This window comes from Vibrio sp. SCSIO 43136 (assembly GCF_023716565.1).
Taxonomy (GTDB): Bacteria; Pseudomonadota; Gammaproteobacteria; order Enterobacterales; family Vibrionaceae; genus Vibrio.
In genome coordinates this window covers 1,730,396-1,750,377 of record NZ_CP071849.1, presented here as the reverse complement: position 1 = coordinate 1,750,377, position 19,982 = coordinate 1,730,396, and the positions used below count along the sequence as shown (strand labels likewise).

Sequence of the window (19,982 nt, the reverse complement as noted above, 5' to 3'; positions counted from 1 at the left end):
TGCAGATCAGGAAAATCGATAAGTAGTGAGTAGGGTATTGATTTAGTTTGCTTTTATAGTTACCCAAACTCCACCTTAACGACCATACCACTCTCCGTGGTGTCACTGGTGTATTGCCACTGGTATTTGCTGCTCAGTTTCTCGACCAGTTCTAGTCCAAGCCCAAACCCTAGGGATTGAGTATGGTCGTGTTCAGCGCTGCATTGGTTATGGATAGTGAGCTGATTGCCCTGCTGAGTAATCTCAACACTGCCTTGTTGGGTGTGTTGGAAAGCATTGCGGATCAGGTTAGTGATAATGATTCGGCAAAGCGGTTCTGGTAACTCGGCTTGGTAGTCATCGCTTGTGATTGATACTTCAACATACTTTCCTCGTAAAAGGTAGGTGAGGTCGGTATTAAGTTGGCGAGTCAGCTCTCCCAGCTTAAGTGGGGCTGAAGGCAAATCTCGATCTTCTTGGCGAGTTAACCATAATAGTGTTTCGGTGAGATCTGTCATGGTAAATCCAGCACGTTCGATACGTTCTAGCACTTCGAGCTGTTTTTCTTTTCTGACTTCCTTCTCAATCATTTTTGCCAGCAGTTGGGTATTGGTTCGTGTGACAGCGATGGGCGTTCTTAACTCATGGCTCGCATAGCCGAGAAAACGCTGCTCTCGTTCTAGGCCTTGTTGCACCTCACTTAGACTTGAGCGAATAAGCTTCGCTAGTGAGTTGAGTTCGCTGTAGTGGAAATCTGGTTCTGGTTGGTTGAGATTATCTTTATTAAGGGATTTAGCCCATTTACCCAGTTGTTCAACAGGGGTTGCCACTTTTTTCATGACGAACATGAGCACCACAGAAAATAGCAGCAGTGCCGCTACGGCGGTTAGCAAGATAGAGAGTTGGTGTGGCAGTTTGCCTATTTTAATTTTGTCTCTGAGGTCTTGAGATAGATAGGTAGTGACATAGCGAGTTTTGCCATCAACATCGACTTTCATCAAAAAATACGCCTGCTCTGGTGGCGAGAAAATAGAGCTCTGTTGAATCTGTTTGGTGAGGACGCCAGTTTCCAATTCGTTGGGGTCGAACTGCTGACGTACCTGACTAGGAATATCTTGCCAGCGGTCAAACAGCCACAAATCTTCTTCAATCAGAGGAGCGGTATCTGGCTGTTTTTGATAAACGGCTTTGGTGACCATGGCACGTTTCATCGCAACGTCTAAACCAGAAAAGAAGTAGCCCACGCTTAGAAATGAGAAGCTTAGGATGGTAGTGATACCAGCGGCAAGCATTGCCACCAGTACATAGAGTTTGAGGCTGCGACCGATTTTCATTATTGAGCCTCTTTTCTTACCGCAAAGCCTCGCCCCGGAACGGTATGCACCAGCTTATGATCAAAGTTGGCATCAACTTGTTTTCGTAAGTTAAACATGTGGACTTTAAGGCTATTGCTGTCAGGGGTTTCGTCACCCCACACCGCGCTGATGAGCTTGTCACGGCTGACGGTTTCTGGACTTGCCCGCATCAGTGTTTCTAGGATTTTGAACCCTGTTGGGGAGAGCTTTAAGTGAGCGTTTGCTCGGGTGGCCGATTGACGCTTTAGGTTTAGCTCTAAGTCCGAAACTTTGAGTTTATTCATCTGACCGCTACGACGCTTAGCTAACACTTGTGCCCGTACGATAAGCTCTTCCATTTCAAAGGGCTTGATTAGGTAATCATCAGCCCCTTGGGCAAAACCCGTCAGTTTGTCATCCAACGTATCTCTTGCTGTGAGCATTAAGATTGGCACGTCATTGCCATCATCACGAACGACTTTACATACTTCTAGGCCATCCATTCCTGGTAAGTTGAGATCAAGGATAATCACGTCATAACAATGAGCACGGATAAGATTCAGACCAGTAGTGCCACTGGCGGCGTGATCACAGGTGATGTTTTCTAATTCCAAGTAATCGACAACCGCTGTGGCTAGGTCGATATCATCCTCAATCAGCAGTAACTGTAGGTTGGTTTTCATGGTTATATCCTTGATCTCTCTTACTGATTATTGTGAAGCAGCAGTGCTAGCTTGCAACGATTTTTTGTCACCAACGAGACGTTGTTTGATATTTAACAGTCCTTGCTTGGCTTCAGTCTGGATCATCAGCAGTGATGGGGTCAGCACTAAGGTGATGACGGTAGCAAATAGGATACCGTAACCCAGTGCCGCTGCTGCTGGGATCAAGAACTGCGCTTGAAGTGAGGTTTCACCCAAGAGCGGTGCTAGCCCCGCAAACGTGGTGACTGAGGTCAGTAATACCGCACGTAGTCGGCTGCTACACGCTTCTTCAATTGCTTGCTTGACGGAGAGTTCTCCTTCTTCCATAAGGCTGTTAAAGCGAGACACTAGCAACAGGCTGTCATTCACTACTACACCACTTAGCGCCAAGATGCCATTAAGTGACAAGATGCTGATCGCCAAATCGTTCCACCAGTGACCCAAGATTGCGCCTACGATACCAAATGGAATGGCGGTCATGATGATTAGTGGCTGTACATACGATTTTAGTGGGATAGCTAGTAGGGCGTAGATGGCAATCAACCCGAGCATAAAGGTTGATGACATCGAGCTTGTAGCCTCTGCTTGTTCTTCTGCTTCACCAGCGAAGCTGATATCTAGGGTTGGATATTGGGCAGTCAGCTGTGGCACCAATTCGGCTTTTAGCTTGGCAACCAGTTCATTAGAAGCAATGATTTCTTTGTCGACAGACGCTGAGATATAAATCGCTCGCTGGCTGTCGATTCGGGTAATGCTTACCGGTTGATAGTCGGCATAAACGTTGGCAACACTGCTTAGTGGCACGACGGTACCGTCGTTGGTTCTGACGTTACCCTGCTGGATGTCTGCCAGTGTTTGACGCTGATCTTCAGGGTAGCGCACACGTACTTTGACTTCGTCTTTGTCTCGCTGAAAGCGCTGCACGATATCGCCACCAAAAGATTGCAACACTTGGCGTGAGAGGGATGCAGTGTCCATTCCTAGAGCGCGGCCTTGTGGGGTAAGTTCAAATCGATATTGAGGCTGGCCTGCGTCAAGGTTGTCATCAATGCCGTTAACGCCAGCAATGCCTTCTAGTGTCTGTTTGAAGGTTGCACCTGCGCCCTCAAGGGTGTCGGTATCCCATGCGCGTAGCTCTACTTTAAAGTTGTCGAGCATCTCTCGCTTGGTCTGAATGCTCAGTTTTTTGATGCCTTCAGGAGAGCCTGCAAGTTTGGTCCACTCTTTGGCAAAATCTGTCGATAGGTACTGAGCATCTTCACTCAGTTCGATACGCACACTGCCTGAATCGTCTGCACTCGCAATCAATTGTAAACTGCCGATGCCTGTAGACTTATCACCACTCAGAAGAGCGTCGACTTGGTATGCTGTTGCTTCAAGCATCATTAGATTTTGCTCTGTTTGACCAAAGCTGGCATCGTTCTGCATGCTGATATTGGCCACTACGGTATCGCCGACGATATCAGGGAAGAAGGTCGTACGCACTTTACCTGTCATTGGCATGCTGATGACCAAGATAAGTACGGTGATGAAGCTCAAGATGACGGCGTAGCGAAAGCGTAGCGCCAGTTTGATTGCTTTGCGGTAGACGTTTTGGTTAAACCACTGCAAGCCAGAATCGGCACCGTGTTGGATTTTATTCCATAGCCCTTTGCTCGAATCACGATGAGTATCGATATGCGCTAAGTGCGCAGGCAAAATGAACTTGGATTCCACCAAGGAGAGCAGTAAACAGATGGTGACCACAGAGGCAAACTGGGCATAGATGGCGCTCATACGTCCCTCGACCATTGCGATGGATACAAAAGCGACCACGGTTGTGAGCACACCAAACACGGTTGGCGCCGCAACTTTTAATGTGCCGCGGATGGTGCTGTCGATACTGTCACCCTCGGTGCGGCGAGTGGTGTAGATACTCTCACCTACTACCACGGCGTCATCGACCACAATGCCCAGTGCCATGATAAAGCCGAAGGTGGTCATCTCGTTGATGGTTAAGCCAACAAACGAGTCTGTCATAAAGAACATGGTGCCAAAGAAGACAAACGGCAAACAAGAAGCAACCCAGAACGCAACTCTTAGGTTAAGAAACAGAGCAAGTACGATGAACACCATGGCGATACCCGTCATCGCATTTTTGATCAGTAGCTCCAAGCGTTCGCTGATCACTGTGCTTTTGTCGTACCAAGTTTCAATCTCTAGGTTGTCAGGCAACAGATTGCTGTTTTTCCAGTTTTCGACCACCTTTTCCGCTTGCTCAACAATGCTGATCACATCGCCATACTCATCCATCACAATTTGCAGTGCCATAGCGCTTTGCTGATTGTATCGAGATAAAGTGAAAGAGCTGTCTTCAAAGCCATTGGTGACGGTGGCAATATCCCCTAGGGTCAACTCAGTGCCATTGGTGGTCGTCATGATTGGGATGGCACGAAACTCAGCCAAATCGTAAGCTTGCTCAGTAACTTTGAGGCGCACGGTTTTTTCGCCGTTACGTAAACTGGTGCCATTTGAAGTGGAAGACTCTGCGTTGATGGCGTCAGAAATGTCGGTAATGGTCAGGCCATAAGCTTGCAGCATGACTTCATTGACTTCGACCGAAATCATTGGCTCAGCCTTGGCTTGAATGGTGACATCGCGAATTGCGTCTTGGCTTAAAAGGTCAGATTTCAATTGTTCAGCCAAAGATTGCAAGGTGTCACGGTCGCTTTCACCGTAGATCTGTACCCACAAAGCGTGTTCTGAACGACGCGATTTATCGATCACAGGGTTTTCCGCATCGGCTGGTAAGTTGTTGATGGCATCGACTTTGGATTTCACGTCCGTCAGTAGTGTATCGAGATCGTAATCGCTCTCTTTCTCGATCGACACGTGGCTACCGCTAGCATCTGAAGTGGAAGTGATACGCTTGATGCCAGACACCGTCTCTAGGGCTTCTTCAATCTTAATTGCTATACCTTCTTCAGCTTGAGTTGGGTCACCACTGTCATGAACCACGGAAACAGTCACCACGTTGGGCTCAAGGGCTGGGAAGGCTTCTTTACGCAATGAATCGACAGAAAATAATCCGACCAAAATCATGCCAACCATCAGCAGGTTAGCCGCAACAGAGTTTTGGGCAAACCAAGCGATCACCCCGGTATGTTTGGTTGTTTTCATCGCTTATCCCTCAACCTTTGGGCTCACTTTCATGCCCGCCTTAAAGCTGCTCAGTGGGCGCTTTACCACTTGAGCGGATTCAGATTGTGAACTGATGTAGACCTTGTCTTGTTTCTCAAAGGCAGTGGTGACAGCGGTATTGACCAGTACACCATTTGCGTTAACTGTCCAGATTTCGCCTTGCTGTGAAATGGCGGATGCTGGCAACTCCCAAAGAGTATCGATTTGTTCACCTTGGATATTGGCTTGGACAAAGGTACCAGGGTAAAGCGGTTGGCTTAGGGTGAGAGGGTTGTCGACCACAATTACCACGTCACGCTGACGAGTTTGAGTTGAAAGGTGCTGCTCAATACGATCAATATAGCCTTGCCATTGAGTTTGGCCGTCGGCGCTGATCAAGGTGACAGGCCAATTAGCTTCGGCGAACTCTTGATTAGTCATACTTGGCATCTTGTGCCATTGCGCTTCCGACAAAGGGATATCGATTTCGATGCTATCAATGCTATATAAAGACGCAATTTGGCTGCCGGTTTGCACATAACTGCCTGGCTGAATATCGCGACTGATTACCAGTGCATCAAAAGGTGCGCTGATGGTGGTCTTGGCCAAATCTGACTTAGCTTTTTTTAGCGACTGCTCAGCATTAGCGAGCGCTGCTTTTGCGTTTGCAAGTTGGGGCTCACGTAGCACAAGCGTGGAATCTGGTTCACCCGATAAGCCCGAGCTTTTCCACTCTGCTTTGGCTTGCATCGCTTGTCGCTCTTCTTCTAGATAGGCTAGTTTGGCTGATGCCACCTCGGCGCTAGCTTGGGCGACGGCTTGCTGATAACTGGTGGCATCGAGTTTGGCTAACACAGTCCCTTTTTTGACGATTTGGCCTGTTTTGAATGAGTCTCCAAGACTTAGTACGCTACCACTGACTTCTGCGGCAAAGTTAAGTTCGTAAGCTGCATGAGCTTCACCAAATCCAACCACCTCTGCGCGATAACTGGCAGAGGTGGCGGTTTGAACCTCGACTTCTGGAAGTACGAGGGTTGGCGTGGAACTCGGTTTTTGTATTTGCTCGGAAGCTTGTCGCTCACTTTGAGCTGGTTTTTCACCTTTGCCGCTAGGCGGCGGACCCATTTGTGCTGCTGTATAGGAAACTGCACCAAAAACAGTGCCAGCCGCTGCAAGTGTGATAACAATAGTGGTTGGATTCAATTTCATGATGAGACTCCTAGACCCAGTGCAAGGCCCAAATCGATGCGGTTGTTTAGTCGTTGATAGGTGGTGTTAATAAGTTGAGCTTCAGTGTCATAGGCTTGCTGCTGAACGGTTAGGAGGTCAAAAATGTCGACAAGCCCTTGACGGTATTTCTCTTCATAAGTCGAGACGCTGCGCTGCGCACTTTGCAGTGACTGCGTAAGGTGTAGTTGTTGTTGCTCAAGCGAATGCTCTTGCCCGACGGCGTTTTCAACTTCGTTGACGGCGGTTAGCAAGGTTTGTTGGTAAACCCAAAATTTTTGCTCGGTGAGGTACTCAGCCGATTGCGCCGCAGATTCAAGCTTGCCCCCTTGGAACAGTGGCGCTGAGATAGATCCTAAAACACTCCAAAGCGCACCGTTCATGAGTGCTTCTGACGGTGACTCAGCAATATCGGTTAAGCTGGCAGATAAATTAAATGATGGCAGCATGGCTTTGTACGCCGCATCAGTACGCAGCGATTCTGCCTCGATGTCGGCAAAGGCCGCTTTTAGATCTGGGCGGTTAGCCAAATCTTGGGTGCCAAGGGCGTCGAGCGGGTTTAACACTTTAGGAAAGCTATCCGCAATATCGGGCAGAACGGCGCTGTCCCCCCATTGGCCACTGAGCAGTAATAAACTGCGCTGGCTGGTGGCTAGGTTTTCTTGATAACTGGCCAAGGTGGCGCGAGACGAGGCACTGTTGGATTTGGCGTTGTCTAACTCTTGTAAACTGCCAAGGCCCGATTGATAACGTTGTAAAACCAAGGCTTCATTGTTTTCTAGAACCGCAAGACGGCGAGCTTCTATCTCCAGCAGTTGCTGATTTACACTCACTTCCAGCCAGCCACGCATCACGTTGGCCGCCACGAGATCACGAGCGCTTTCTACCGCCGCTTGACTGCTCAAAATGTCTTGCTGTGCCGCCGCACTGCTGTCTGATAAGCGCTGCCATAGGTCGAGCTCCCAACTTACGGTCACGTCTGAGGTATAGGTTTGCTCCGAGCCTTCGCTTTTATTACCTGTGAAGCTGGCATCAACACTTGGGAGCTGGTCGGCGCTGGTAATTCCTTCTTGGGCATAAGCGATCTTCAGAGCCAGCAAACTCTGCTGCAGGCTTGGGTTGTTGTCTAACGCAAGCTGTAAATAGCTGTGCAGTTCAGGCAGGTTGACAAGGTCGGTTAACGCGTTAGTTGTCTGCGTTTGTTTACCTTGTGGTCTGTTGTTTATAAGTTGCTCTAACAATGCTTGGCTGGTGGCACGGTTTACGTCGTCAGCTTGCTCAACATAGTTCATGTTGCTCGCTGAGCTGCATCCCATCAGTCCAATGATCATTAAGCTGAGAATCGTATGTCTCACGGTGGAATCTCCATTTAGTCGATGGAGCCACAATACCAACCGAGTGGTTAAGAGCAGGTTAAGGAGGGCTAAAAGCGGTTATTGGGGGTTATTTGGCTAATAGTATGACTAATAGAGGAGATTTTCTGCTTGAAAAAGCACCACCTCAAAATTCGGTATTTTCTGAGTAATTACTTATGTTTGGAGAGTTTAAACGGGTAAAACTCGCAAAATGATTAAGCTTGGACAAATTTGGCTCAACTATTTAAACCATTGAATAAAATGGATTTACCATGCTAGTGATAATTTGTATGATAAAAGAAAAGAGATCTAGCGCAAACTTTTCATTTTAGGCTATTTTCAACATCCGCTTTCGATGTATACTGAGGCCATATAATCATACAATATCATCATTCATTGGAGTTAGACATGACTAAACCAGTAATTGGTTTCATCGGCCTTGGCCTTATGGGCGGCAACATGGTTGAGAACCTTCAAAACCGTGATTACCAGCTAAACGTAATGGACCTTAACGCAGATGCAGTAGCAAAATGTGTTGAGCGTGGTGCGAAAAACCCAGCAACTGCAAAAGAGCTTGCTGAAAATTCTGACATCGTAATGCTATGTCTAACAACTTCTGAAGTTGTAGAGAAAGTAGTATACGGCGAAGAAGGTATCCTTGCGGGTATCAAAGAAGGCGCTACTCTAATCGACTTCGGTACTTCTATCCCAGCTTCTACTAAGAAGATTGGTGCAGCTCTAGCTGAGAAAGGTGCTGGCATGATTGACGCACCTCTAGGTCGTACTCCTGCACACGCTAAAGATGGTCTACTGAACATCATGGCTGCTGGCGACATCGAAACTTTCAACAAAGTTAAGCCAGTGCTAGACGAGCAAGGCGAGAACGTATTCCACCTAGGTGCTCTAGGTTCAGGTCACGTAACTAAGCTGGTAAACAACTTCATGGGCATGACTACTGTTGCGACTATGTCTCAAGCATTCGCAGTCGCTAAGCAAGCGGGCGTTGATGGTCAGCAACTGTTTGACATCATGTCAGCGGGTCCTTCTAACTCTCCGTTCATGCAGTTCTGTAAGTTCTACGCAGTAGACGGTGAAGAGAAGCTAGGTTTCTCTGTTGCAAACGCAAACAAAGACCTTGGTTACTTCCTTGCTCTATGTGAAGAGCTAGGTACTGAGTCTCTAATCGCTCAAGGTACTTCTAAGAGCCTACAAGCTGCAGTTGATGCAGGTCTAGGTCAAAACGACGTACCAGTAATCTTCGACTACTTCGCAGACCTTAAGAAGTAATTCGTAGATAACGAATAAAAGCCCCAGCAGAGCATCGCTTTGCTGGGGCTTTGTCGTTTCTGGATTAGTTAGGTTGATTTACTGAACCAGCGCTTGAAAGCGGACATGCCCCATAAATTACCCACCAACATTAGGGCGTGTTGACCTTTCGAGGTCAATTTTGCAGCGTTTGTCAGCTCTTTATCCAAGGCAGCACATATGCCGTATAGTCATTCTATACAAATATGTGATAACGCAGGAGAAAGGGCTGACAAACACTGCCCGAAGGGTTCATCTAGATGGCTCCTGCGCTGCGTCATTCGTCTCTCACATAGAATAACTATGCTACGTTCCTCATTCCTTGCTCAGAACCCATCTAGATTGAACAAAATTTGGCCTCGAAAGGTCAACACGCCCTAGTAACGTACCAATCAATAAAGAGATATCAAAAGATTCCTGATACAGCACGACGCCGACAACACCAATAATCGGCAGACGGAAAAAATCCATTACCACCACAGTAGTAACCTCAGTAAATCGCATTGCTTGTGACATTGAATAGTGAGCAACTAAGGCGGCGGTACTGATCACCATCAGCCAGAACCATTGCTCCATCGATGGCATCTTCCAGTGCCCTGTGGCGAACAGCAACCCAAGTGGAAGCTGGATCAAACACATAAAGAAGACAATCGTCAGCGCACTTTCTGAAGAGGAGAGTGATTTGGTGGCAGTGTGAGTAATGGCAAAACAAAACGCCGCACCAAGCATCACTAGCGCTGGCCATGAGATCACTTCAATACCCGGCTTGACGATCAAAGCCACCCCTGCAAGCCCTAGCAATATTGATCCCATTTTGCGCCGAGTTAATGTCTCGCCAAGAAATAACCAAGCGATCAACGCTGTCCATACAGGCACAGTAAACTCTAATGCAAAAACTTCTGCTAGGGGTAAAAAACCGATGGCAAAAAACCAGCCATATTGCCCGGTAAAGTGAAAGCTATTGCGAAAAATGTGTTGCATTAGCTTAGGTGTACGAAATGGTAAAGGCTGTTTTGTGACGAGCAAAATGGAACAGACAATTACTAGCCCAACAAAGCTTCTGGTCGCTAGTGTTTGAAAGATATTGATATCACCACTGAGTTCTCTTGCGCTCACCGCCATCAAACAGAAGAAGGTTAATGCAGACAACATCCATAAAATTGATTTGAGAATGGTGATTACCTCGATTTAGATGTGTATTTGTTGAGCATTATGCCAATAATGTCTGAATGAACAAAGGGTTAGACAGATCTCAGTTTGTACAAATAGCCTCGTATATGCTTCAAATAAGCAACTATTTTTATATTTAGATAATTTCAAGGATTGAACCCATGCGCTCACTGAAAATAGAGACTTTTCGTTTGAATAACAACCAACTCATGAACACCATTTCTATCCCATTAGTGTTGGTGAAAGGCATACTCGCACTGCTGCCTAAGAACATTGCCAGCAAGTTTGATGAAAACGGAGAACAACTGGCACACTTGGTCGAAGCGGTATCCAATGCTGATTATCAAGGGAAAATTTTAGAAATTGAAGATGTATCAGATGACGAACGTGTGATCTTTTCTATTCTTAGTTGAGCCCATTGCAAAGGAATCGATGAATGACCATAGTGAAAATTCGCAAAGCCCATATTGTTGACGTGAAGTTTGGCGCTAACGTCACCTTGATTGACCCGGTCAATCTTTACGGTTGTCATCTTGAAGATGACGTTTTTGTGGGGCCATTTGTCGAGATCCAGAAAAACACCACCATTGGGGCTGGCACTAAGGTGCAGTCCCACTCTTTCATTTGCGAGTTTGTCACCATCGGGCATGAGTGTTTTATTGGTCACGGGGTGATGTTCGCCAACGATCTGTTCCAGTCTGGCAAACCCGATCCAAACCCAGATAACTGGGGGCGTATCAAGATCGGCAATCATGTCTCTATTGGTTCGAATGCCACCATTTTACCCGTCTCAATTTGTGATGGGGCAGTAATAGGTGCGGGCAGTGTGGTGACTAAGGATATTACTGAAAAAGGTGTTTATGTCGGAAATCCAGCCAAGAAAATTAGAAGTTTAGATTGAGCTGTCACTTGATTTGTACACAGCAATTCTAGCTGTCGTGTATTTTCACTTGCCGATTGAATCGCATTTCGATACATTCCAAAGCGATTGCTCAACCATTTGTAAACGGTGTCGAGCAAGCGTCAATCAAACCTATTTTGGATAATCGATATGTTGCACTTTACAACAGGACAGATATTGGCTGGGGTGTTTAGCCCAATCACAGTCGCTGACTGGGCGTGTCCGCAGCTAAAATCTATCCATAAAGCAAAAATGTCTTCGGGATTTAGTTTGTTCCGAAGATTGGAAGAAGGTAACGCGAGTTAGAGTTTGTCTCGTATTCTGCTTACCCCTTTCTCCCCCCTTCCCGGCATTATTGCCACCCACTAAGGCAAACTAAGTCTCTTTCTTTATCGTCTCTGACGAGGGTTTCGCACGTCTGGTCAAAAGCAAACTGTAACCAGCTAAGCCTGACCCAAGTCTCATGAGACCTCAAACCAAACTTTTACTACTCATTCGGGAGATGAACTCCCAATCGAAATAAAGAGGCCATTAAAATGGGTACATTAGAGCGTGTTTTCCACGCAGTATTATTTGAAGTGTTAGCGGTGTTATTGTCGATAGCGCTTTTGATGTTAGCTACAGATCATGAGGTGGGGTCCTTATCAGGCACTATGATCATAGTGGCCACTATCGCTATGTGTTGGAACTTTGTCTTTAATTGGTTTTTTGACCAGCTTTACACTGGTGACAAAGAAAAACGCAGTATGAAGCTACGCCTTCTGCACGTTACTTTGTTTGAGATCGGGTTACTTGTTTTTACCATTCCTGTAATTGCGTACATTTTAGGCGTGGTGCTGTGGGAAGCGTTTATGATGGATGTGGGTATTACCATTTTTATAACCATCTACGCATTTACCTTTAATCTGGTGTACGACAAGGTTCGAGCGGTGATAGTAAAAAAGTCTCGCAAGGCTTCATCGGTATCAACGATATAGATTTCGCATTCGATGAAGACGACATTTGTTAACCACTAAGTTTTGTAAAGCACCCCTTGGGTGCTTTTTTATTGCATTAAGAAAATTATGGCCTCTCTCAACCTTAGGGTTGATATGCAGTATCAATGGGATCAGCGAAGATTACCTCATCGGCAAACAAGCCGGTTTATTTAGTAAATAGTTAATGATTATAGGTGGTTATATGACTAGTAAGACTGAATGGGTACAAGTCGATGCACTGGCAGAAGGCTTTGCTAAAGAAGCAAATACGTTAGAGCATGTCGAGGATTTAACAGGCAAAACATTTGTATTGAACTCGCATGGTCTTTCAATTGCTCATACCTTTGGTGAAAATCAGCACTTAACTTGGGAAGTGCTTGAAGGCGAAGAAAAAGGAGCTCGTGGTGAAGCAACTTACACCTCGACGTGTCTACGTGAAGGTATCTATTTTGTTGACTTCATTAAGCCAGAGGAGTTTGCAACCAGTGCCAGCATCGTATTGAACCTGAAGCAACAAACCGCAACGATTTTGGTTGGTCAGATGCCAACAGAACAAGAAGCGATGCGCCCAGTATTCCAAAGAGTGAAAGATGGTGATTACTTGACAGGGGTGAAGGCAAACTTTATCCAATGTACGGTTAACCGCCCAGTTGAAGGAAAAGTGGGTCACGAGGAAACCTTAGAATTGGTCGGTAAACGTGTACAGTACGAGTACAGCCCTCATGAGTTCTACGACCACATTTACCTGAGCTCTGGTTACTACACTTGGCACTGTTTGAAAGGTGTAGAAAAAGGACTGGCAGAGACAGAGATGTGCCATTACTTAAAGATCGATCAAAACTTGTTTTTCTTCGTTTGGCGAGAGAAAGTGATCCCAACGTTAGGCGTGATTATGATTGACCTTGAGCGAATGAAGACTACAGGTAAGATTCTCGGCTTTGATGGTACATCGTTCAGTTCGGTAAGTAACTTCCCTGTTGGTGCAAAAGCGACAGTGATGAACGCTGAACTTGCTCACAAAATGGACGGCTAATGTCCTTGCTAAAACCGCCCTAGATGGGCGGTTCTTTTGTTCTTATCGCTACTTAATAGCCCACATCGCAGCAAACTTAATGAGAAGTTGGGTTCGATTGATCACTTCTGTTTTACGATAAATATGGTTGATATGGGTTTTTACCGTGGCAAGTGACACGGCGAGAGTTTGAGCTATTTCATTGTTATCCATGCCTTTAGTGACGTATTCAAGTACATCCATTTCTCTATCGGTTAATGCATATTCTTCTTTCGCCACCTGTTTAAACTGTGCTTGCAAGGGAAGGAAGTAAGTCTTTAATGTGAACTGAACAAATTGGTGGATAGACTTCATAACGATCAATTCTTGTTCAGAAAACGGAGGCGATGTATTGGAGCGCAGCATGGTCAGCACAGCAACAATGTTGCCTTTAGCATCCCTAAAAAACATGTCTGCAACGTGCTCCATGTTCATCGGAGCGAGGAACTCTTGATAGTAGACCGAGCTTCTCCAGTTGGTATCTTTGTAAAGCTTCTCCAATATCACGACATTCTCTGTACTGCTTTCAAAATGCCTTGGAGCAGCGAGATCTAAGTCGAGATATTTGTCTCGGTACGCCTTATCTTTTTCTTGAGTGACACCATTGAGTGCAATACCGCGGGCATTCATGTGCTTGTCTACAAAATAGAAAGCGGAGCTGTCAATTGGCATGAGCCCATTGACGAGATCGAGAATTTCTTTGTGGAGATGGTCAAGCTGCTGGGACAATTCACTATCCATCCTGACAATTAAACAGTGCTGAATTATAGCTTAGCTTGTCAGGGTGGGGTACGTTTTTGGTATTGATAGCAAGACTTGGCACTCCGTTACGTAGTACATCACCAAAGTCTCTGGATTTCTCCCGAAATTAATGGCTTACTAGCGCCATCGGGCATCTAGACCATTAATGAGTGTAAAGAGAGAGTTATGATTAGGTTGATTGCGATTGCTTTGATTGCTGTGGGTATTTTTATCGGCGTTAAATACAGCGATGAGATCAAGGACATTGCAGAAAGTGATACCGTTGAGCAGCTTCAAGAAGGTGCTGAGAAGGTAGCAGATACAGTCAGTGACCTTGCAGGTTAATCGATACAAAACACCAGCCAAAATCGGCTGGTGTTTTTTTGTATGTTAGATATCCGTGCCTGCTTCATCGAGCTCGACAATATCTGTTTCGCTACTGGCTTCTTCTAGCCAGCGTTGGATCGCAGCGCTTTCAAACTGTTTTTGCTGATAGCGTTTTGCCCCTTCAGAAAGCTCAATGCCATAGGTTTTAAAACGCAGCGCTACTGGTGCATACATGGCATCTGCGATCGACCACTCGCCAAATAACCAGCCATCAGGGTACTGTGCCATCTGGGTAGACCAGATTTCATCAATACGAGCGATTTCTTTGAGTACGTCACTTGATAGATCGACTTTTCTTTGTGCGCGGCAATTCATAGGGAGGTCGTTGCGAATGTGGGTAAATCCAGAGTGCATCTCTGCGGAAATGGCTCTTGCTACGGCACGTTCTGATGGGTCACTCGGCCATGCTTGGTTATCCAGGTATGCCTCATTGATGTATTCAAGGATGGCTAACGAGTCCCACAGTTTGAGGTCGCCATCGACCAAAGCTGGGACTTTGGCAGCCGGAGTCACCTCTTTTAGTACCTGATAGAACTCTTCCGTGAATAGCTTAAGCTTTACCACTTCTGGCTCTAAGTTGTATTGAGCGAAAATGACCCATGCACGCAGTGACCAGCTTGAGTAGTTTTGGTTAGCGATGAACAGTTTCATAGTTACCTCCTCTGTAACGTCTTTGAATGGATTTAGCATAAGTGCTTGTTTTAAGAAAAACTAACGGATAGTTTTAATAGCAGGTATTTATGAAACCGATGGATTGAAACGCCAATGGATATTGATGGCCTTAAAGGATTTTTAGCTTTCGTGGAGACAGGCAGTTTCACTAGAGCCGCCAAACAAATGAACCGTACCCAGTCGGCTTTTAGTGTTCAAATGCGCAAACTTGAAGATGAGCTGGGCGTTAATTTGTTTGAAAAAGAGGGCAGAAACCTAACACTCACGGAAGCAGGATTATCACTTCGTAGCTACGCTGAGCAGTTGGTGTCTCTTCATAGCGATGCACTTAAAGGGGTGAGTGGGTTTCAAGAAAAGCGACCACTTCGATTAGGCTGTCCTGAAGATTACAACGAGAAAATTCTGCCTAAACTCATCAAGCATTTGTGCGCCGATAATCCAACTTACTCAGTGCAAGTGTTTAGTCAGCCAAGCGTTGTGCTGCGGGAATGGTTAGATGAAGGAAAAATCGATGCTGCCATCGTCACCCGAGCCATCGATAGTGATGAAGGGTATTGGTTAACCTCTGATACCGGAGTGTGGATTGCAAGCCCTGACTATGCACTTGATGCGTCAGAGACTTTACCCGTGGTGCTGTTTCAATCGGACTGTAAATACCATGCAGCAGCGATTGATGGCTTAGTCAAAAACAACTATTCCTACAAGTTACTTGCCTGCTGTGATACCTCCAGCGCACAGCGAGCCTTAGTGTCTAGTGGCTTAGCAATCGGTGCTTTAGGGGCTATCAGTGTGACAGATAATGTACGCATACTCGAACAGATGCCACCACTCCCCAGTGTGGATATTGTTCTAATTGTTGGGGCTCGTTCTCATCCATTGTTGGACAAAAATAGTATGGCGGAATTAGGCCGAGTGATGGGAGAGTGTTAAATGAAACCTGCGGCGCTGTTAATCCCAGTTCCCAATGTCAAAGTAGGTGTGGATTGGTACTTAAAGGCGTTTCCAAAGGCGAAGCCCCGCTACTTGCCCGACTTTGATTTTACCGTGTTGGATATTGGTGATTTTGCGATTGAAGTTGTGCAAGCGGATGACAAAGTGAACGCTGGAAAACAGGGCGTGGTGATGTATTGGCAGGTGCCTTGCCTAGATGATGCGATGATTCACTTTCGGTCGTTGGGAGCAAAGCTTTATCGTGGCCCTCTAGCGATAGAAGATGATTTGTACATGTGTCAATTTGAAGACCCATTCGGGAACCTGATTGGCCTAAGAGGAAAGTAGTTTAAACCTAACCCCGATTTTTACTATTGGGGTTAGGCTAGCTACATAGAACTAAAATCCTAGAAGCGCTCCTTAGCTTCTACTTCCCCCCAGCGTATCACCGATGACGCATAGGCAAAGCCAGTCCCCGGACCTGCAAGAACAACAGTATCCCCTTGCTTCAATAGCCCGCTTTTTTCCGCTTTCATTAGTGAAATTAATTGGTCAGGATGTCCACAGTGCCCTTCGTGGTCCAAATAGATGCACTTTTCTTCCGGAAGCTCTAACTGCTTAAGTAAAGAGTAGTGCATACCTGGGCTGACATGAGAAAAAGCGAGGTAGTCAATTTGGGTTTGGGAAGAGTTAATGAGCGATCGAGTAATCGCAGTATGCATGTTACTGACAGCTGACTCTCTCAGTATTTCCATTAGATTTTCCGGATTTTTTACTTTTAGCAGCTGGTAGTTATTTTGCAATTCAGGGTTCTCTATAACACTTCTATTAATTGGTTTTTTTGTCCCACCATACTCGATAAATACACTATCAGCACATCTTGAATCTGTGATGATAGCGCTTTCTAGAATTTCATTCTTAGGGTGGTTTTTAACCAGCATCATAGCCATGGCAGCAGGTGCCATATCAAAAAATAGCTGCTGATTTGGATCGTTGTAGTCAATAGCGTAAGCGTTAGTATTTCCTCCAACCAGCAACACATTATTCAGTGTTGAGTCGGATAGCATCATATCTTTAGCGACTTTGATGCCTAAAGCTGTACCCGCACACCTAAAACCGAGATCCCAAGAGTAGGCCGAATCAGCGCCGATCTCTTTTTGTACTTTTATTGCAGCAGTCCAACACTGGTACTCGCAGTAGGTCTCACCACAATATAGAATCATGTCAATGCAGTTAGGATCTATGTCATTACTTTTGATTAGCTCTTTAGCTGCTTTGATTGACATCTCTACTGCATGGTCATCGGGACCTCCGATATACTTTTCTTTGATGCCAATTTCTGATTCTACTCTTTCCTTACTAAACCCGATTTGCTTACCAAACTCCTCTGCACTTATTTTATTTTCTGGCACATATATAGAGTAAGCGGCTAAGCCAATATGTTTTTTCAATTTACACTCCTTTGTAATTTAGCCATTACATATGGCAGAGATATATTATTGAAATTTATAATTATTGTTGTGAGACATAGCGGCTTTATTCTATAGGCAGTTCTCGTTTTCAGGCTGACCTCTAGCATGATGGGATGTTATAACGTAAAAATAAAATGCCCCAGTAGAAGCAATTTCAATTTGGGGACAGGCACTCCAAATACCTATTCTGGGACAGGCAATCCAAATACCCCTAATGATTAAGGACAGGCAGTAAAAATTGACGCTTAAAGATGTCTGTATGGCTACCGACAAAGACCTAAAAGAGAAATTTGTTTACTATCGGATGCCTTGAATACACATGCACTGAGCAATTCCAGCGCTAATAGCCAGCGATGGCTGGCGTGAAGTTCGATTAGTGCGGAGATCAATTATTCTATTTGGTACAGGTGAAGTTTAGATTTATTCAACGCAACTTTTACGTGCTTAACAATAGATACATCGCCGATTGCAGTTGCTCCCCGCTTCTCTAACTGTGTACAAGCTTTGAGCCAGCTTACTCGACTGATATTGAGCCTGTTAAGTATGGGAGGTAAAGAACTGTCTATGGAGCATTTATCTGGTCGTAATTGCCTCGCACTCCAATCTACCAACTCAATATATTCGATAAGTCGAAAAGGCAAACCATCAACGGTTTTGTCATTTGTGATACCAACAAAGGGATGCAGGCATGGAGCAGTTTCAAGGTCGTTTCTTAGTGCCTTGATACGAGCTTTTATGGAGGTAAACTCTGAGCTTTCTGGGGTCTTAGCCACACCGGCTCGAACTGGGTTTAAGTCTACATAAGCCATAGCTGCAGCCAGTGCTTTTTCATCTAATAACGCTTGGCTTTTGAAACGGCTCTCCCAGAAGTGTCCCGAACAATTGTCTTCTTGGTTAGCACGGCAGGCAATGTCGTAATTAAGTTCTTTCATAAACCAACTTAGCGACCATAAACGCTCACGCCAAACTTCTACTATTTCTAGACATTTTTGATGTTCTGCTTTGTTGGTGATTTGATTCTGTTGCCATTTCTTAATGAGTTCGGGGATTTTGTGCGTCAGTCCCCAGCGCTCGATAACTTCCTCTGGAGTTAACATTTGAGCGCTGTTGCGATTGATGTGCAGAACGACATGGAAATGGTTGCTCATCACCGCATAGGCACATACATCGATACAGTATGTATGCGTAAGAGAGTAGATCTTGGCTTCAATCCAAGCCCGTCGGTGTTCATAACTAATGTTAGTGAGCTCGTCTACACCACATAAAAAACTGCGACGTACACAGCGAGATACGCAGTGATAGTATGGGGTGGCATCTACAGAAACCAGGTTTCTTCGAGCTGTGGTCATGATCGGCTACTGTGTTTAAGTTTGTCGTTAATTTAGCAGTAGACTGGCGGTGGTAATGGGAGCTTACGCACCCTAGATGAAAAATCAGTCTAGAATCATACTTTTTGGTGTGTGTCCTACTTAGGGGAATGGGGATAGCAGATGACGAGGTCTACTCAATTGCTTGAGTAGACCTCTGTTTAATGGTGCTTAAAACGGGCCGTTACTGTTGCGAATTGCGCCGCCAGTTAAGAAGGTATATAAGCGCATAAACCAGTCCAGTGGTTGCACCGCATCCCAATGCGCTTCGATGTTATTGCCACTGATTTTCCATGTATCAACGATGTTCATGCCTTTTTTGTCGTTGCCACGGTGTGCTTTTTTCAACGTCGCATGTGAGTGCAGCGTGACATAGTCTCCATCGACATAGATGTTTTTCACGCTGTACGAAAATTCTGGGAACTGTTTGGTGAAGTTTCGCAAGTATCCCAGTAGTCCGTTTAAGGTATCTGGTATCCCACGATTATGTTGTTTGTAGGTGCTCTGAGCGAAGGTTTTTTCAACGTAATCGTAGTCGTGAGTGTTCATCAGATTTTGTACCAGATCGACAATCTTCTCAGCGTTCTGGGTTTCGGTGTCAGACCAAGAGTCACGTTTGAACTGTTCTAGATTGATGGTTGGCTTTTCCATGTGATGCCTCACTTAGGGTTAGATTGATGAATAAGTTCGTCTAGCCAAGCTTCCATCCGCTTAGCCTGTCGCTCGACGAGCGACTGATCGTTTAAGGTACTCGCAAGCACGGCGGCACCCTGGTTTTGGGCAAGAATGTTGAGCGCCAGTTCGTCGGCCTCTTTAGCAAATCCAAGGGCGTCAAATTGTCTTCCCAGCCAACATCGAAATAGGGTGAAGAACCCTGCGACTTGCTCTTGTGCTGGATGCGACAACTTGTTGAGCTCGGTACTCAGTGTTCCAATCGGGCAACCATATTTTTCAGTATCTGACTGAGTAAATACCGCTGAATTGATGAAGGCTTTGATGCGCATTTGCGGAGTAGGGTTATTGGCCTCCCAGCTATCTAGGTAGCTTTTCACCACACTCATTCGCATCTCGATGACTGCAGCCAAGATTTCGTCTTTGGTTTTGTAGTGGTAATAAAAATTGCCACGAGAAATTCCAACCACGTCAGCGATTTGGGTAAAGGATGTGTGCTCGTAGCCTTGCTCGTAAAAAAGCTTATTGGCGGCTTCGACAATCTTGAGTTTGGTTTTTGAAAGCTTCATCTTTTTCCTG

General features: G+C 45.6%; 20 protein-coding genes. 8 read left to right on the top strand and 12 right to left on the bottom strand.

Going from position 1 to position 19,982, the window contains the following annotated elements; translation table 11 throughout:
* Window positions 1–59: 59 nt before the first annotated feature.
* Genes J4N39_RS22720 through J4N39_RS22700 form a run of 5 tightly spaced genes read right to left on the bottom strand, consistent with a single transcriptional unit; the run spans window position 60 to window position 7,734 of the window.
* Entirely contained in the window at window positions 60–1,313 is a 1,254-nt protein-coding gene (locus tag J4N39_RS22720; protein ID WP_252025234.1) for a sensor histidine kinase, read from the bottom strand.
* Window positions 1,313–1,996 carry a response regulator transcription factor gene (locus J4N39_RS22715; protein WP_252025233.1) on the bottom strand — a complete coding sequence of 228 codons (684 nt, stop codon included), beginning with the start codon at window positions 1,994–1,996 and terminating at the stop codon, window positions 1,313–1,315. The genes J4N39_RS22720 and J4N39_RS22715 overlap by 1 nt, the downstream gene beginning before the upstream one ends.
* A 27-nt stretch (window positions 1,997–2,023) precedes the next feature.
* Window positions 2,024–5,176 (bottom strand): efflux RND transporter permease subunit, encoded by a 3,153-nt coding sequence (locus tag J4N39_RS22710; protein ID WP_252025231.1) that lies wholly within the window; start codon window positions 5,174–5,176, stop codon window positions 2,024–2,026.
* A 3-nt stretch (window positions 5,177–5,179) separates the two neighbouring features.
* The gene (locus tag J4N39_RS22705) at window positions 5,180–6,385 is read right to left on the bottom strand and encodes an efflux RND transporter periplasmic adaptor subunit (protein ID WP_252025229.1); all 1,206 of its coding nucleotides are present in this window, start codon (window positions 6,383–6,385) and stop codon (window positions 5,180–5,182) included.
* Entirely contained in the window at window positions 6,382–7,734 is a 1,353-nt protein-coding gene (locus tag J4N39_RS22700) for a TolC family protein (RefSeq protein WP_353505629.1), read from the bottom strand. The genes J4N39_RS22705 and J4N39_RS22700 overlap by 4 nt, the downstream gene beginning before the upstream one ends.
* Before the next feature lie 432 nt (window positions 7,735–8,166).
* On the opposite strand from J4N39_RS22700, the gene J4N39_RS22695 reads away from it, so the two are divergent.
* A complete protein-coding gene (locus tag J4N39_RS22695; protein ID WP_252025225.1) occupies window positions 8,167–9,045 on the top strand; it encodes an NAD(P)-dependent oxidoreductase in 879 nt (292 codons plus the stop codon).
* A 333-nt stretch (window positions 9,046–9,378) separates the two neighbouring features.
* Here the strand turns inward: J4N39_RS22695 and J4N39_RS22690 are convergent, their stop codons facing one another.
* Entirely contained in the window at window positions 9,379–10,215 is an 837-nt protein-coding gene (locus J4N39_RS22690) for a DMT family transporter (protein ID WP_252025223.1), read from the bottom strand.
* A 179-nt stretch (window positions 10,216–10,394) separates the two neighbouring features.
* Between J4N39_RS22690 and J4N39_RS22685 the strand changes: the two genes are divergently transcribed.
* The 4 genes from J4N39_RS22685 (at window position 10,395) to J4N39_RS22670 (ending at window position 13,144) form a co-directional block, all read left to right on the top strand.
* A complete protein-coding gene (locus J4N39_RS22685) occupies window positions 10,395–10,646 on the top strand; it encodes a hypothetical protein (RefSeq protein ID WP_252025221.1) in 252 nt (83 codons plus the stop codon).
* A gap of 23 nt (window positions 10,647–10,669) precedes the next feature.
* Window positions 10,670–11,134 (top strand): acyltransferase, encoded by a 465-nt coding sequence (locus J4N39_RS22680; protein WP_252025219.1) that lies wholly within the window; start codon window positions 10,670–10,672, stop codon window positions 11,132–11,134.
* Between the two features lie 536 nt (window positions 11,135–11,670).
* The gene (locus J4N39_RS22675; RefSeq protein WP_252025217.1) at window positions 11,671–12,111 is read left to right on the top strand and encodes a PACE efflux transporter; all 441 of its coding nucleotides are present in this window, start codon (window positions 11,671–11,673) and stop codon (window positions 12,109–12,111) included.
* Between the two features lie 202 nt (window positions 12,112–12,313).
* Window positions 12,314–13,144, top strand: a complete 831-nt coding sequence (locus J4N39_RS22670) for a molybdenum cofactor biosynthesis F family protein (RefSeq protein ID WP_252025215.1) — start codon at window positions 12,314–12,316, stop codon at window positions 13,142–13,144.
* Between the two features lie 48 nt (window positions 13,145–13,192).
* Here J4N39_RS22670 and J4N39_RS22665 read toward each other — a convergent pair whose 3' ends face one another.
* Window positions 13,193–13,891: a response regulator transcription factor gene (locus J4N39_RS22665; protein ID WP_252025213.1), complete on the bottom strand. Its 699-nt coding sequence runs from the start codon at window positions 13,889–13,891 to the stop codon at window positions 13,193–13,195.
* A 198-nt stretch (window positions 13,892–14,089) separates the two neighbouring features.
* Between J4N39_RS22665 and J4N39_RS22660 the strand changes: the two genes are divergently transcribed.
* Window positions 14,090–14,248 carry a hypothetical protein gene (locus J4N39_RS22660; protein WP_252025211.1) on the top strand — a complete coding sequence of 53 codons (159 nt, stop codon included), beginning with the start codon at window positions 14,090–14,092 and terminating at the stop codon, window positions 14,246–14,248.
* 45 nt (window positions 14,249–14,293) lie between these two features.
* Here the strand turns inward: J4N39_RS22660 and J4N39_RS22655 are convergent, their stop codons facing one another.
* Entirely contained in the window at window positions 14,294–14,941 is a 648-nt protein-coding gene (locus J4N39_RS22655) for a glutathione S-transferase family protein (protein ID WP_252025207.1), read from the bottom strand.
* A 114-nt stretch (window positions 14,942–15,055) separates the two neighbouring features.
* Here J4N39_RS22655 and J4N39_RS22650 point away from each other — a divergent pair, with 114 nt between their 5' ends.
* Both J4N39_RS22650 and J4N39_RS22645 read left to right on the top strand, forming a co-directional pair.
* A complete protein-coding gene (locus tag J4N39_RS22650; RefSeq protein WP_252025205.1) occupies window positions 15,056–15,892 on the top strand; it encodes a LysR family transcriptional regulator in 837 nt (278 codons plus the stop codon).
* A complete protein-coding gene (locus J4N39_RS22645; RefSeq protein ID WP_252025203.1) occupies window positions 15,893–16,240 on the top strand; it encodes a VOC family protein in 348 nt (115 codons plus the stop codon).
* A gap of 59 nt (window positions 16,241–16,299) precedes the next feature.
* Here the strand turns inward: J4N39_RS22645 and J4N39_RS22640 are convergent, their stop codons facing one another.
* The 4 genes from J4N39_RS22640 to J4N39_RS22625 all read right to left on the bottom strand — a co-directional run bounded on the left by J4N39_RS22640 (window position 16,300) and on the right by J4N39_RS22625 (window position 19,972).
* Complete coding sequence (locus tag J4N39_RS22640) at window positions 16,300–17,343, bottom strand: 3-oxoacyl-ACP synthase (protein ID WP_252025201.1); 1,044 nt, start codon at window positions 17,341–17,343, stop codon at window positions 16,300–16,302.
* Between the two features lie 410 nt (window positions 17,344–17,753).
* On the bottom strand, window positions 17,754–18,713 hold the full coding sequence (locus tag J4N39_RS22635) for a transposase (protein ID WP_252025199.1): 960 nt from the start codon (window positions 18,711–18,713) through the stop codon (window positions 17,754–17,756).
* Between the two features lie 189 nt (window positions 18,714–18,902).
* Entirely contained in the window at window positions 18,903–19,382 is a 480-nt protein-coding gene (locus J4N39_RS22630; protein WP_252025197.1) for a nuclear transport factor 2 family protein, read from the bottom strand.
* Window positions 19,383–19,390: 8 nt separating this feature from the next.
* Window positions 19,391–19,972: a TetR/AcrR family transcriptional regulator gene (locus J4N39_RS22625; protein ID WP_252025195.1), complete on the bottom strand. Its 582-nt coding sequence runs from the start codon at window positions 19,970–19,972 to the stop codon at window positions 19,391–19,393.
* Window positions 19,973–19,982 lie beyond the last annotated feature (10 nt).